This is a genomic window from Gemmatimonadales bacterium (assembly GCA_041390145.1).
Lineage (GTDB): Bacteria > Gemmatimonadota > Gemmatimonadetes > Gemmatimonadales > GWC2-71-9 > SPDF01.
Map to the genome: position 1 here is coordinate 116595 of JAWKQM010000009.1, position 13466 is coordinate 130060.

At 65.7% G+C, this 13466-nt stretch carries 16 protein-coding genes; 15 read left to right on the top strand and 1 reads right to left on the bottom strand.

Features of this window, described 5'->3' with window-relative positions; genetic code table 11:
* Positions 1-14 precede the first annotated feature (14 nt).
* Positions 15-1346: an ArsB/NhaD family transporter gene (locus R2910_09465; protein MEZ4413198.1), complete on the bottom strand. Its 1332-nt coding sequence runs from the start codon at positions 1344-1346 to the stop codon at positions 15-17.
* A gap of 110 nt (positions 1347-1456) precedes the next feature.
* Between R2910_09465 and R2910_09470 the strand changes: the two genes are divergently transcribed.
* The 15 genes from R2910_09470 (at position 1457) to R2910_09540 (ending at position 13436) form a co-directional block, all read left to right on the top strand.
* Positions 1457-2326 (top strand): c-type cytochrome, encoded by an 870-nt coding sequence (locus tag R2910_09470; protein ID MEZ4413199.1) that lies wholly within the window; start codon positions 1457-1459, stop codon positions 2324-2326.
* Positions 2327-2413: 87 nt separating this feature from the next.
* Positions 2414-2569, top strand: a complete 156-nt coding sequence (locus tag R2910_09475; protein MEZ4413200.1) for a hypothetical protein — start codon at positions 2414-2416, stop codon at positions 2567-2569.
* Positions 2570-2584: 15 nt separating this feature from the next.
* On the top strand, positions 2585-3145 hold the full coding sequence (locus tag R2910_09480; GenBank protein MEZ4413201.1) for a hypothetical protein: 561 nt from the start codon (positions 2585-2587) through the stop codon (positions 3143-3145).
* A 4-nt stretch (positions 3146-3149) separates the two neighbouring features.
* Positions 3150-3665: a hypothetical protein gene (locus R2910_09485; GenBank protein ID MEZ4413202.1), complete on the top strand. Its 516-nt coding sequence runs from the start codon at positions 3150-3152 to the stop codon at positions 3663-3665.
* Positions 3666-3836: 171 nt separating this feature from the next.
* Positions 3837-4175: an META domain-containing protein gene (locus R2910_09490; protein ID MEZ4413203.1), complete on the top strand. Its 339-nt coding sequence runs from the start codon at positions 3837-3839 to the stop codon at positions 4173-4175.
* Positions 4176-4206: 31 nt separating this feature from the next.
* A complete protein-coding gene (locus R2910_09495; protein MEZ4413204.1) occupies positions 4207-4662 on the top strand; it encodes a (2Fe-2S)-binding protein in 456 nt (151 codons plus the stop codon).
* Positions 4659-6803, top strand: a complete 2145-nt coding sequence (locus R2910_09500) for a xanthine dehydrogenase family protein molybdopterin-binding subunit (GenBank protein ID MEZ4413205.1) — start codon at positions 4659-4661, stop codon at positions 6801-6803. Before R2910_09495 ends, R2910_09500 begins: the two co-directional genes overlap by 4 nt.
* 49 nt (positions 6804-6852) lie before the next feature.
* The gene (locus tag R2910_09505; protein MEZ4413206.1) at positions 6853-7620 is read left to right on the top strand and encodes a hypothetical protein; all 768 of its coding nucleotides are present in this window, start codon (positions 6853-6855) and stop codon (positions 7618-7620) included.
* The gene (locus tag R2910_09510; protein MEZ4413207.1) at positions 7617-8213 is read left to right on the top strand and encodes a hypothetical protein; all 597 of its coding nucleotides are present in this window, start codon (positions 7617-7619) and stop codon (positions 8211-8213) included. The genes R2910_09505 and R2910_09510 overlap by 4 nt, the downstream gene beginning before the upstream one ends.
* A 326-nt stretch (positions 8214-8539) precedes the next feature.
* Complete coding sequence (locus R2910_09515) at positions 8540-8890, top strand: hypothetical protein (GenBank protein MEZ4413208.1); 351 nt, start codon at positions 8540-8542, stop codon at positions 8888-8890.
* Between the two features lie 2 nt (positions 8891-8892).
* Positions 8893-9399: a macro domain-containing protein gene (locus tag R2910_09520; protein ID MEZ4413209.1), complete on the top strand. Its 507-nt coding sequence runs from the start codon at positions 8893-8895 to the stop codon at positions 9397-9399.
* A 30-nt stretch (positions 9400-9429) separates the two neighbouring features.
* Positions 9430-10806 (top strand): DUF2779 domain-containing protein, encoded by a 1377-nt coding sequence (locus R2910_09525; protein MEZ4413210.1) that lies wholly within the window; start codon positions 9430-9432, stop codon positions 10804-10806.
* 346 nt (positions 10807-11152) lie between these two features.
* Complete coding sequence (locus R2910_09530) at positions 11153-11587, top strand: DUF1801 domain-containing protein (protein MEZ4413211.1); 435 nt, start codon at positions 11153-11155, stop codon at positions 11585-11587.
* Complete coding sequence (locus tag R2910_09535; GenBank protein MEZ4413212.1) at positions 11584-12891, top strand: VanZ family protein; 1308 nt, start codon at positions 11584-11586, stop codon at positions 12889-12891. Before R2910_09530 ends, R2910_09535 begins: the two co-directional genes overlap by 4 nt.
* On the top strand, positions 12888-13436 hold the full coding sequence (locus R2910_09540; GenBank protein ID MEZ4413213.1) for an NUDIX hydrolase: 549 nt from the start codon (positions 12888-12890) through the stop codon (positions 13434-13436). Before R2910_09535 ends, R2910_09540 begins: the two co-directional genes overlap by 4 nt.
* The last annotated feature ends 30 nt before the right edge of the window (positions 13437-13466 follow it).

Here is a 13466-nt window from a genome sequence, read left to right on the forward strand (position 1 = left end):
TGCGCCCCTCCGCCCTATCGCAGGTACCGCAACCACAGATAGACGTGCGCGATGCCCACGCTCAGCAACATGAGCGGGAAGGCGCGTGCCGTGAATTTGCTGAAGCGGAACGGAACGCCGGCCCGCTCCGCGAGGCCGGCCACGGTCAGGTTGGCGCTCGCGCCGATGAGCGTCCCGTTGCCACCGAGACAGGCGCCGAGCGCCAGCGCCCACCAGACCGGATGCAGGCCGGTGGCACCGCCGAACGCCGGCTCAAGCCCCTTCACCAGCGGGATCATGGTGGCCACGAAGGGAATGTTGTCGAGCACGGCGGACAGCAGCGCCGAGACCCAGAGCACCGCGAGGACCGTCACCGTCGGGTCTCCCCCGGTGGCCGCCAGCAGCTTCTCGCCCAGAATGGTCAGCAGACCCGTCTTGCTCACGCCCTCGACCATCACGAACAAGCCGATGAAGAAGAAGAGCGTAATCCACTCCACCTCACCGAAGCTGGAGTGGACATGGTGCGCCTGCTCCTCGGCGGTGCGGTCGTGCACATCCAGGAGAAGAAGAATCGCCGCGCCGAACATGGCAATCGTGCCGACCTCGAGGTGGGTGTACCGGGCGGTGACAAACGCGGCGACGACTCCTCCGAGCACCATGAGTACGTGCCGGAGGAGCCGCGGGTTGGTGATCGACTCCCGCTCGTCCATGGCCAGCACCCGGGCCCGGGCTTCGTCCGAGGCGCGCAGGCGGCGCCCCCACACCAGGTGGCCGATCGCGCCGTGCACGGCGACGATGATCACCACCACCGGCCCGAGATTGAAGAGGAAGTCGTTGAAGGTGAAGCCAACGGCGGAGCCGATCATGATGTTGGGCGGGTCGCCGACGAGGGTGGCGGTGCCCCCAACGTTGGACGCCATGATCTCCGCGAAGAGATAGGGCCATGGATCCACCTCGAGCTGCCTGGTGATGGCCAGCGTCACGGGGGCCACGAGCAGGACCGTGGTCACGTTGTCGAGCAGCGCGGAAAAGACGGCGGTGATGATGGCCAGGAGCGCCAGGATGGCAGCCGGGCGTGCGCGTGCCAGCTTGACCGCGTGGATGGCCACGTATTCGAAGAGCCCGGTGCGGCCCGCAATCCCGACGATCAGCATCATGCCGGCCAGCAGCATGATGGTATTCCAGTCCACGCCGCGGATCGCCTCGTCCTGGCTGAGCACGCCGGTCACGATGACCAGGCAGGCGCCGATCCCCACCACCAGCGCGCGGTTCACCCTGTCCGCGATGATGGCGATGTAGGCGATGACGAGGAGGGCCGTGGCGACCCACAGCGGGTTGAGGCCGAACAGCAGGTGCGGAGACTCCATGGAACTCGCCGAAAGGAGGAGGAGAGAAGATTACGACGGCCTGAATGGTATGGCCAGTCGCGGCGACAACCCGTATCTTGACCGGATTACTCCCTTAACCAAGGGCCCCCGTGCACCGTGTCCTCCGAAGGCTCAGGAACGCCATTGCCGCGATGGTCGCCCTGCTGCTGATCGCGGCGGCCACCGTATACGCGCTCTCGGAACGTGTCATCCGCCGCACCTACGACGAACCCCTCGTCTCCATCCCCATTCCCACCGACTCGGCGTCGATCGCTGATGGTGGCCGCATTGCCCTGATCCATGGCTGCCGGGGGTGTCATGCGAAGGACATGTCCGGCCAGGTCTGGGAGGACGACGTCTGGTTCGGCCGGCAGAACGCGCCGAACCTGACGGAGGCCGCGCAGAACTACTCGGACGCGGAGCTGGTGCGCATCATCCGCCGGGGGGTCCGTCCCAATGGCCGGAGTGTCTGGTCCATGACCTCCGAGATGTTCGCCCCACTGAGCGACGCCGACCTCGGGAAGATCATCGCCTACATCCGGAGCGCGCCGCCGGTCGCGGGGCTCCCGCGTCTCTTTGCCCCCGGGCCGCTGGCACGCTGGGAAATCGTACAGGGAGACTACCGTCCCGCCGCCGAGGTGGTCTGGGAGACTGATTCGCTCACCGCCGCCGGGTACTTCCCCGCCGGCGATGAGCCCCACGCCCGCGGCGCCTACCTTGCACGCACCTCCTGTCCGGAATGCCACAATCTCCGCCTGCAGGGCTATCCGGGTGACACCCCTGATCTCGCCATCGCGGCGGGGTACACACCGGAACAATTCGCGCATTTCTTCGCGACCGGGGAGGCGCTCGGCGGCCGGGAGCTCACACTGATGAGCGAAATGGCCCGGAACCGCTTCAGCAACTTCACCGACGAGGAAGAGGCCGCGCTCTACGCCTACCTGGTGGCGCGGGCGCAGGCGATCCAGGCAGGGCGATAGGGCGGTCATCTCCCCTCTGGCCAAGGGCCCGCGGAATCCCTATCGTGGAGGGACACCCAAGACCGTTCCCCTGATCTGGAGCGCCCCGTGAGCCATACCAACTCCGCCGCCAAGGCCGGCATCGGATTCGGCAGCGCCCTCGCCATCACCATCTCCTGGAGCGCCAACCACTCCATTCTGTGGGCCATCCTGCACGGCCTGTTCAGCTGGTTCTACGTCGTCTACTACGCGATCCGCTACTGACCACCGGAGGAGCGCATGGCGAAGATGAAGAACTATCGACTCGACCGGGTCATGGTCGAGCAGGGCGAGGCGCATCCCGCGCAATGGACCTTTGCCGGCACCTCGATGAGCGGCACGGAGCAGTGGTACGGCGTGACCGACGGCAACTTCCCGGCCCGGAACAAGTGGGAGTTCGTGCTGCGGATTCCCAAGACGGCAGGCGATCGCATCGAGGTCCGCCCCCGGAGCACCCCGAAGCTCAAGGTGTGGGAGGAGTTGACCGACCGGTCGCTGACCTTCATGCGGGCCACGATGCCGGCGGCCAGGGGGAAGCGCTACTGCCTGGTGGCGCTGGCCGACGCGACGGGCCGCAAGACCAAGGACGTGGTGCGCACCGACCAGCGGCACCAGCTGCCGAAGTGGTTCGATCTCATCAGCCACCGGCTCCGGGCCAAGGAAAGTGTGCGCCGCACCAGGGGGACCGACGGCAAGGCGCTCGTCGCGCTGGTGCAGGACGCTGACCACGAGATGATGATCCGGTTATTCTTCGCCATGAAGGTGTGGGTGCTGAAGGAAAAGTTCTCTCTCCCGGAGTGACCCCATGGAACCGCTGTTTCTCCTGATGCGCATCCTCCATGTCTGCCTGGGAGTGTTCTGGGCCGGCGCGGTGATCTTCGTGGCCGTCTATCTCTCGCCGAGCATGCGGGAGGCCGGCCCCGGCGGCCTGCCGATCCTTCAGGGCCTCCAGAAGCGCGGGTATTTCACCGTCATGCCGGTCCTCGCGCTGGTCACCGTCGTGTCCGGCTTCTGGCTCTACTGGAACATGATCGCCACCGTCGGACCGATCTGGGCGGGATCGATGTCGGCGCGGGTGTATGGCGTTGGCGCCGCCGCCGGCCTGGTGGCACTGGCCTTCGGCATCTTCTGGCTGCGGCCGGCCTCGATCAACATGGTTCGCGTCGCTGAGCAACTCGCCGCTGCCGCGCCCGGCGCGGAACGCGACGACCTGCAGACGGAATTGGCACGCTACCGGATGCGGTCGGGCAGCGCCCTCCGGTGGGTGGCGCTGCTCCTGGCCATCGCCACTATCTGCATGGCGGTGGCGAGATACCTTTAGGCGGGGAAGCGGGGAAGCGGGGAAGCGGGGAAGCGGGGAAGCGGACCGATTGTATCTGGGCAGCCTTGATGGAAGGAAACACAGATGCGGGTGGCGTTGGCGCTGGCGGTGGGTATCGGGATGGTTGGCGCATCAGCGTGCTCCAGCGCTGCTCCGGAAGGAACGAGCCCCATGCAGTCTCCCGTCGGCGTCGAGTGGCGGCTCGTGGCAATCGGCGGCACCCCCGCCGGGACCGGCGCCAACGGCCAGCCGGCCACCCTCCGCTTCGACGAGACCAGCGGGCGCGCGAGCGGCTACGCCGGCTGCAACCAGTTCTCGGGCAGCTACACGCTGTCGGGGGCTTCGGTCAGCTTTGGCCCGCTCGCCATGACCCGCATGGCCTGCGCCCAGGGCGGCGAGCTCGAGTCCCGGTACACCATGGCGCTTGAGCAGGCCACCGAATGGAAGATGACCTCAAAGGGATTGGACCTGCGCAAGGGCTCCACCCTTCTGGCTAAATTCACGAAGTAGACCACGGCACCGATTACCCTCTGGAGGTTGTGTGGCCAAGTTCACTGTCAATGGCAAGGCGATCGATTCCGCCGCCTCGCCGGACACTCCCCTGCTCTGGGTCCTCCGGGAAGACCTCGGGCTGACCGGTACCAAGTTTGGTTGCGGCATCGGCCAGTGCGGCGCATGCACCGTGCATGTCGACGGTGACGCGGCGAAGTCCTGCCAGCTCCCCGTTTCCGCGGTCGAGGGGAAGACCATCACGACCATCGAGGGTCTCTCCGACGACAGCGACCACCCGCTCCAGATCGCATGGATCGAGGAGCAGGTACCGCAGTGCGGATACTGCCAGTCGGGCCAGATCATGGCCGCGGCAGCCCTGCTGGCCGACACGCCGAACCCCACCGACGAACAGATCAACGACGCCATGTCCGGCAACATTTGCCGTTGCGGCACCTACCAGCGCATCCGCAAAGCGGTGCACCGGGCGGCGGGAGGTGCCGCATGAGCGCCAACGACGTCTCACGCCGCGACTTCATGCGCGCCGGCATCGCGGTCGGCGCCGGCCTCACCCTGGCCATTTACCTCCCGGGCTGCTCCCCGAAGGTGGCGGCGGTCACCGGGCCCCCGTTCGAGCCCAACGCCTGGCTCAAGGTCGGCACCGACGGCATCGTGACAGTCGTGGTGGACAAGTCCGAAATGGGCCAGGGGGTCATGACCGCCCTGCCCCAGATGGTCATGGAAGAGCTTGACGGGGACTGGACCACCATGAAGATCGAGTCGGCTCCCGCCGGCCCGGCATTCCTCAACCCTGCCATTGGACTGCAGGGCACCGGCGGCAGCACCAGCGTCATGACCTCGATGCAGCCGCTGCGCGAGGCCGGCGCCAAGGCCCGCGCCATGCTGATCGCCGCCGCCGCGCAGCAGTGGGGCATCGACCCCTCCGCCTGCTCCACCGAGAACGGCTATGTGCGGGAAACGGGCAAGCGCCGCAAGCTGAGCTACGGCGAGCTGACCGTCGCCGCCGCGGCCCTGCCGGTGCCGGAGACCGTCACCCTCAAGGACCCGAAGGACTTCAAGCTCATCGGCAAGCCGATGCCGCGCACCGATCTCACGGGCAAGGTCAACGGCACCGCCGGCTTCGGCATTGACGCGACGACGCCGGGGATGCTGGTGGCCGTCGTGGCGCGCGCGCCGGTCCTGGGCGCCACGGTCACTGGCTTCTCGGCCGAGCAGGCGCTCGCCGTGCCCGGTGTCTCGCAGGTCGTGCAGATCGGCAACGGAGTGGCGGTGGTCGCCACCGGCTACTGGGCGGCCATGAAGGGACGCGACAAGCTGGAGGTCACCTGGAGCAAGAGCCCGAACGCCAACCTCAACAGCGCCGCCATTTCCGCCAAGCTCAGGGCGCTGTCGGCCCGGCCCGGCGTTACGGCGCGCCACGATGGCAATCCCGCCGGGGCCATGCGAAGCGCCGCCAAGACGATCGAGGCGACGTACGAGGTGCCCTACCTCGCGCATACCTGCATGGAGCCGATGAATTGCACGGCGTCGGTCGAGGCCGACAAGTGCACTGTCTGGGCGCCGACCCAGTTCCAGTCGGGCGGCGGGCTCGGCGTGCAGGGGATCGCCGCCAAGCTGACCGGCCTGCCCGAAAGCGCGGTCACGGTCCATACCACTTTCCTCGGTGGCGGTTTCGGGCGGCGGTTCGAGCTCGACTTCGTGATCGATGCGGTGCAGACCTCGCAGGCGGTGGGGGCGCCGGTCAAGGTCATCTGGCCGCGGGAAGACGATGTCCATCACGACTTCTTCCGGCCAGCGGCTGTGTGCAAGGTGAGCGCGGGCCTGAACGAGGAAGGGTTGCCGGTCGCCTGGTCGCAAACGCTCGTGTCCGAATCCACCATGAAGCGGTTCACGATGGTGTTCGGGCCGCTCCCGAACGGCCTGGACATGGACGCGGTGGACAGCGCGGCCAACATCGCGTACGGGATTCCCAATTTCCATGTCGGCTGGGTGGACGCCAACGTCGATGTGCCCGTGGGCTTCTGGCGCTCGGTCGGCAACTCGCAGAATGGGTTCTTTGCCGAGGGGTTCATGGACGAGGTGGCGAATGCGGCGGGAATGGATCCGTATGAATTCCGCCGGAACCTGCTTGCGAATGCTCCCCGTCACCGCGGGGTGCTCGAGCTGGCGGCCACCAAGGCCGGCTGGGGCACGCCGCTCCCCGAGGGTCGGGCGCGCGGCATTGCCGTCGTGAACTCGTTCGGCAGCTATGTCGCCGAGGTGGCGGAGGTGTCCATCGAGAACGGCAAGGTACGGGTGCACCGTGTCACCTGCGCGGTGGACTGCGGCGTGGTGGTCAACCCGGATATCGTCGCGGCCCAGATGCAGAGCGCCATCGTCTTCGGCCTGACCGCCGCGCTCTACGGCAAGATTACGATCGAGAACGGCGCCGTGGTCCAGGGCAACTTCGACACCTACCAGATGCTCCGGATGAACGAGATGCCGGAGGTGGACGTGCACATCGTGCCGAGCACGGAGCCGCCCAGTGGCGTGGGCGAGCCGGGCACGCCGCCGATTGCGCCGGCGGTCGTCAACGCGATCTTTGCGCTGACCGGGAAGCGGATCCGGACCTTGCCGATCGAGGTCTGACACGCAGCCCTTCGCCGAGGACGACTCGCGGAACCAGCCGCCCAGGACGTTGCTGGACCGGCTGGTCCGCCGGTACGCGCGGCCGGCGTACATCATCGTGGTGCTCGGTCTCTATGCCATCGTGGCCAGTGCGCTTGGCCTGGCCCTGACCCCGGCGGTGCTGGTGTGGCAGTGGGTGGCGGAATGGGGCGCCAGGCTGTCCATGCTCGGGCAGGCCTTCGCCATCGCCCTTGGCACGGCGGTGGCGTTCTTCGTCTTCGGGTTTGCCCTCCTCATCGTCGTCCCCCTCTATAATCTGGTGCTGCCGACCAGGGTCCGGCCGTTCAGGGGGGGCTACTACACCCTGCAGGCGGCGCCCTGGCTCCTGCACAACGCCCTGTTCTACCTGGTGCGGTACACCTTCCTCCCGTTCGTCACCCTGACACCGTTTGGCGTCTGGTTTCTCGAGGCGATGGGGATGAAGATCGGTCGGCACGCCTTCATCAACACCGAGTACATTTCCGATCCGCAGCTGATTCAGATTGGGGACGATGCCGCGCTGGGAGGCAGCGTGCGGATTTGCGCGCATTTCGGCGGCGGCGGGCATTTGACGGTGGCGCCGGTCGTCATCGGCGCCCGGGCCACGCTTGGGCTGGCCGTGACGGTCATGGGGGACGTGGAGGTGGGTGACGGCGCCACGGTCCTGCCGAACTCGGTGCTGCTCCCCGGGTCCCGCGTCGGCGCGGGCGAGACGTGGGGCGGGGTGCCGGCGCGCCGCATCACGCGGGACGAGATGGACGCCTTCAAGGAAGGAATACGCGGGGTGCAGCACCTATGACCGTTGCGACCATTGCACCAGAACTCGAGGCGCGGCTGGATGCCCTCCGCGAAGCGGGGTGGGCCTTGTTCGACCAGTTCGACCACGACGTGCGGGACCATCGCTTTCATCCCTTCGTGGCCGCCAACTACGAGTCGGTGCTCGAGGCGCTCATCGCGCAGCGAGCGCCTGGCTCGACGTTTCTCGAGTGGGGCTCGGCCACCGGCGTCATCACCATCATGGCCGATCTGCTGGGTTATGAGGCGTACGGGATCGAACTCGATGCGTCGCTGGTGGCGACGGCGCGCTCGCTCGCCGCCAAGTTCGACTCCGGGGCGACGTTCGTGGCCGGCAGCTTCCTGCCGGAGGGGTACGCCTGGAAGCCGAAGGACGGCGATGGCCGGCTCGGCACGATCGGGCAGGGGCGCTCAGGATACCTCGAACTCGGGAAGTCGCTCGACGAGTTCGACCTCGTCTTCGGATACCCCTGGGCGGGGGAAGAGGCGATGATGCACGACCTGATGCGGTGCTACGGCGGCCCCGACGCCCGGCTGATGGTGCACGGAACGGATCGGGGTGTGGAGGTGTGGCGGGGAGGGAAGAAGGAGGGCTGAGGACCCAAGCGCCAAGGTCGCACAAAATCAGCATTTCTCGTCAAAATATCGACCATTTACCCAATTGTATCGCGATTATTGCGCTGTTTTCCCCAGTTTCTGATGAATTCTTCGCCTCCATCCAGCTGGACTGGCGCCCCGGCCCGAGGACGAGAGAGGGTCGGAGGAGAGCCGGAGGGTCGGAATAGCGAAAGATGGCGCCATTTGTTGAGTTTTTGAGTCGTTTTCGGTCAGAATCCTCTGATTTCGTGATATATTCTGACGTTTTTCGCGACTTCGCGTCTTCGCGTGAGCCCCCTATCCCATCCTGCCCCAGGAGGCAGCCTATGTGGCTGATCACCACCACCGGGTTCTACAGCGTCGTCGAGAAGCCGTGGGACCGGGAAGGCGGGACCCTCACCGTCAGGGCACGGGCAAAGGCCGATCTCGAGGCGCTTCGCGAGGCCGGGCTTCCGGAATTGGGAGATATCAAGGAAGACCCCAATGCCGACTACCGCTTTCGCGCCCAGGCACCTCGCGCAGCGGTATCCCGTGCGGTGCAGGCGCAGGTGGAGGGAATTGACTACGACAACTTCAAGTCGGCGGTGGGCAAGCGACAGGGGTCGGCGCGCGCCCATCTCTACCATGGCGTCTGGGATGTGCTGTATCGCATTCAAGGCGGGCCGGAGGAACCCTGAGCATGGTCATCTTCCGCGCCGTCCTCGCCGACATCACTACGCTCGACGTGGACGCCATCGTCAACGCCGCGAACGATCAATTGGCGCCAGGCGGCGGCGTCTGCGGCGCCATTCACCGTGCCGCCGGACCCGAACTCGCCGAGGCGTGCGCGGCGCTGGGCCCCTGCCCCGTCGGCGAGGCACGCGTTACCCCCGGCTTCGACCTGCCGGCGCGGCTCGTGATCCACGCGGTCGGCCCCCGCTGGCTCGGCGGTGTTCAGGGTGAGCCGGAGCTGCTCGCCAATGCCTATCGCTCAGCGTTCCGCCTGGCGCAGGAGAGCAGGGTGAAGCGCATCGCTTTCCCGGCCATCAGCGCGGGCATCTTCGGGTACCCGCTCCATCCCGCCACGGCCATTGCCGTGCGGGTGGCGCATGAAGTGGCGCCGGCGTCAGGGGTAGAAGAAGTCATCTTCGTCTGCTTCAGCGAGGATGTGCTGGCGGCGTATCGGCATGAGGGAGTCATGGCCTAGGAGTTGAGGAATTCGCGAAAGGCTGATCAAGTGGGGTCTGTCACGCTGACAAAGACGCTGTTTCAGAGCGGCCTTGCCTGTCCAAAGCGCCTCTGGTGGGAAGTGCACGACCCAGACGCACCCGAACTGCGTCCCGATGCGCAGGCCCAGTGGATGTTCCGCCAAGGCCAGGAGGTCACCTTGGCCGCCCGGCCTTGGGTGCGCGGGGCTCGGCACGAGGTGCCGCTCCAGGCGGGGCCTCTTCACGCACGTGTCGACCTGCTCGAGCCGCTACACGACGAGACGAACGCGCTCATTGAAGTGAAGGGCAGCAACGAGATCCGAGAGGAGCATCTGTGCGACGTCGCTTTTCAGCGACATGTGGCCGCGCTGGCCGGTGTCGAGGTGACGCGGGCGGAGGTGATGCACCTGAACCGGACCTGCCAGCATCCGGACCTTGGCTCGCTCTTCGTTCGACAGGACGTCACAAGCGAGACCGAGCGATTGTTATCCGAAGTGCCGAACAAGGTCGAACGATTGCTCACGGTCCTTGATGGCCCGCTCCCAGATGATAGCAGGAATGCCTCCTGCGGAGGGTGTCCGTTCTACGATCGCTGCTGGCCTCGGGAACGATTTGCGGTCAACCGGTTCTACCGGATGAAGTGGGGCGACAAGCTCGATCTTGAGCGGGCGGGTGCCACAACTTTCGTGGACATACCGCCGACAACGAAGCTCAACGCCATTCAGCGGCGACAACAGGCAGCGGCACGCATCGGTGCGTTGGTGGTCGAGCCGACGCTACGCGGCGCGCTCGCCGAATGGCGGAAGCCCTTGGTCTACCTCGATTTCGAAACCGTGTCGTTCGCGATTCCTCGCTTCCCGGCTACAGCTCCATGGACGAAGATCCCGGTCCAGTACTCTGCCCACCGAGAAGAGGGAAGCGGTCATCAGCACGTCGCGTTCCTGGCTCAAGACGGCGCCGACCCGCGTCGGGCGCTCGCTGAGTCGCTGGTCGCCCATTGTGTGGGTGATGGCTCCGTGGTGACCTACCATTCCAGTTTCGAAAAATCCTGCCTGAAGGGGTTGGCCGAAGCAGTACCTGAACTCGCCGACGACCTGATGAGAATTCATGCGCGAGTGGTCGACCTGGAGCCCATGGTGGCCCACCACGTGTATCACCCAGACTTCAATGGGTCATTCTCCCTGAAGGTCGTCCTTCCCACGCTCTGCCCCTCTGTCACCTACGACGGGCTCGCGATAAGAGACGGAAGCACCGCACAACTGGAGATTGCTAGAATGCTCTATGGCACCACCCCCATCGCCCCCGACGAGGAGGCACAGCTGCGGACTGACCTTCTTGCCTACTGCGAGCGCGACACCTGGGCCATGGTGGTCCTCCACGCAGAACTTCAAGGACTTGCCAAGTAGTTGGTATTCTGTCGAAAATCTTCATTTTTTCCGTTGTTTTGTGGCATTTCTGGAACATTTTCGCCTACTTCATACCAATTTTGGCATCTTCGCGCCTTCGCGTAAGCCAACGCCCCGATCGCTGACCCAAGCGCGAGATTGCCCAATATTTGACAAGAAATCACCAATTTTCGCGATTTTCGAGCAATTCTCCTGAGCTATTGATAAATTTCACGATCTTGTGCACCCGCGAGATTCTCCCTTCTGGGCGTCACGCCCTCCCTCGTCTCCCCACCCACCCCCCGCCACACCAGGTCTAGCCCTCCCCGCACTCCCCCGTCAGATTCCCACCGGACAAGGAGCCCCGATGGCCGACAACAAGACCACCGCGACCAAGCTCAGCGTCACCAAGTTCATCGCCGGCATCCCGGACGAGAACCGGCGCGCCGAGTGTCGCACCCTCCTCAAGCTGTTCAAGACCACCACCGGCAAACCGGCCGTGATGTGGGGGCCGTCAATCATCGGCTTCGGCAAGTACCACTACAAGTACGCCAGCGGCCGTGAAGGCGACTGGTTTCTCGCGGGGTTCTCGCCGAGGAAGCAGGCCCTGACGGTCTATCTGATGGCCGGCTTCGCCGGATCCGGACCCCTGCTCAAGAAGCTGGGCAAGTTCAAGAAGAGCGGTGGTTCCTGCCTCTACATCAAGCGGTTGTCCGATATCGACCTTGAGGTTCTGCAGGAGATGATCCGGCAATCGGTCTTCGCCGTGCAGGAACGGGTGAAGGCCGCCACCTCCCATTGACCACACCCCCACGCCCTTCCCTCGTCGGCATCCTCGACCGCGCACGCCTCCCGGCGCGTGTGGCGTTCGTTGGCATCCTCCTCCTCGCCACGCTCTCTTCCTTTGACTTCAGCCCCGACACCGCGCGGGTGGCTTGGCGGCTGGGCCGAGCGCTCGATCCGCACATCGGCGCGCGCGATGCGATCGACGCGCTCCGCAACCTGGCGCTCTTCGCCGGCTGGGGTGTCGTCTGGATGGCCACCGCCGCCGCGGGCCGGACCAGCAGGCAGCTGCTCCTGGCCCTCCTGACCGGCGCCGCCATCAGCCTGAGCGTGGAAACCGCGCAGCTCTTCTCTGCCACCAGGAACGCCAGCATAGTCGACGTGCTTACCAACACGGTCGGCACCGCGATCGGCGCGCTTGCCTTCGTCTTCCTCGTCCGGCTCGCCGCCTCGCTCAAGGGACATCGCTCGTTCGTCGGCATCCCGGCACGCGCCATCGCGGGACCGTACGGCCTGGCCTGTTTCATCGAGGCGACGGTCCCCCTCCTCCGACAGGACGAGGTGTTCGGCGCCTCGGGGGGGCCGTTCGCGCGAATGAGCATCGCGCTTGGCTCGTTCACCTGGCGATCACTGCTCGACCTGCCGATCGAGGACTTCTTCCTCTTCCTGCCCGCCGGCATGTTCGCCGTCGCAGCCCTGGTCGAAGCGGACCTCGGATATGCTGCGGCGCGCACTCGTGTGGTGCTGTACGGTGCCGCGCTCGCGGTGCTCGCCGAGTTGCTGCACGGTCCGAACGGGCAGCCAATCATTGCCGGCGCGGTGGTCGTCCACGCGTTGGCCATTGCCGCCGGTGCGTTCCTCGCGGCGGCTCTCCTCCCCGATTTCTCCAAGGCGGTGCGCGGCGCCGCACGCCCCCGCTGGGTGCTTCGTTTCCTCGCGGCGCTCATTGCCCTGTGGGCACTCCGACCGTGGGTTCCGGAATTCCTTCCCCTTTCCGATCGCCTCTCCCATGACTGGTGGGTGCCGCTCGCCGCACTCGGTGGGCGCATGGATGTCTTCAGCGTGGCCGACGTCGTTGGACCTTTCTGTCTCTACATCCCCCTCGGCGCACTGCTCGCCGTCTGGCCGTGGCGCCGAACGGGGTGGCTGGGCAATCTCTGGCCCGCCGTCTGGCTCGCCTTCGGCACCGAAGCGCTGCAGCTCGTCGTGCAGGGTCGCTTCGTCGATGTGACCGATCCACTGATCCAGGTTTCCGGCGCCATCATCGGATGGACCATCATTCGACGCGCCGGCTATCACCCCTACGGAGAGAGCCATTCGTGACCCTCAAGCACGCCGACGTCATTCATCAGGGCCGCATCATTCGGCTCGAGGAGCACACCGTCGAGTTCCCCGACGGCACCGAAGGGAAGCTCGATGTTGTGCGGCACCCGGGGGCGGCCGCCGTGGTTCCGTTCCTCGATGATCCCACCGCCAAGGACCCCCGCATTCTGCTCATCCGGCATTTCCGCCACGCCGCTGGCGGCTGGCTCTGGGAAATCCCCGCGGGGAAGCTCGACGCCGGAGAAGCAGCGCATCCCGAGCGGTGCGCAAAGCGTGAGCTGCAGGAGGAGACCGGGTACTCGGCGGAGGCCGTCACCCACTTGCTGTCGATCGTGACGACGCCCGGATTTTCCGACGAGGTGATTCACCTATATATGGCCACCGGGTTGACCAAGGGGGAGCACGCCAGGGAGGCAGATGAATTCATGGAATTGCACGAGTTTCCCCTGTCAAAGGTTCGTAAGATGATACAAGACAAGGAGATAACCGACGGGAAGAGCCTGGTGGCCCTGTTGTTTGTACAATGTTACAAAGTAGATACTTGAACAAACGGCCGTGTTTGTATAAACTTGTCG

Excerpts from the sequence above, each read along its gene's own strand:
- R2910_09520 (MEZ4413209.1), top strand. The coding sequence starts at position 8,893 with ATGGTCATCTTCCGCGCCGTCCTCGCCGACATCACTACGCTCGACGTG.
- R2910_09485 (MEZ4413202.1), top strand. The coding sequence starts at position 3,150 with ATGGAACCGCTGTTTCTCCTGATGCGCATCCTCCATGTCTGCCTGGGA.
- R2910_09490 (MEZ4413203.1), top strand. The coding sequence starts at position 3,837 with ATGCAGTCTCCCGTCGGCGTCGAGTGGCGGCTCGTGGCAATCGGCGGC.
- R2910_09515 (MEZ4413208.1), top strand. The coding sequence starts at position 8,540 with ATGTGGCTGATCACCACCACCGGGTTCTACAGCGTCGTCGAGAAGCCG.
- R2910_09510 (MEZ4413207.1), top strand. The coding sequence starts at position 7,617 with ATGACCGTTGCGACCATTGCACCAGAACTCGAGGCGCGGCTGGATGCC.
- R2910_09500 (MEZ4413205.1), top strand. The coding sequence starts at position 4,659 with ATGAGCGCCAACGACGTCTCACGCCGCGACTTCATGCGCGCCGGCATC.
- R2910_09465 (MEZ4413198.1), bottom strand. The coding sequence starts at position 1,346 with ATGGAGTCTCCGCACCTGCTGTTCGGCCTCAACCCGCTGTGGGTCGCC.
- R2910_09530 (MEZ4413211.1), top strand. The coding sequence starts at position 11,153 with ATGGCCGACAACAAGACCACCGCGACCAAGCTCAGCGTCACCAAGTTC.
- R2910_09480 (MEZ4413201.1), top strand. The coding sequence starts at position 2,585 with ATGGCGAAGATGAAGAACTATCGACTCGACCGGGTCATGGTCGAGCAG.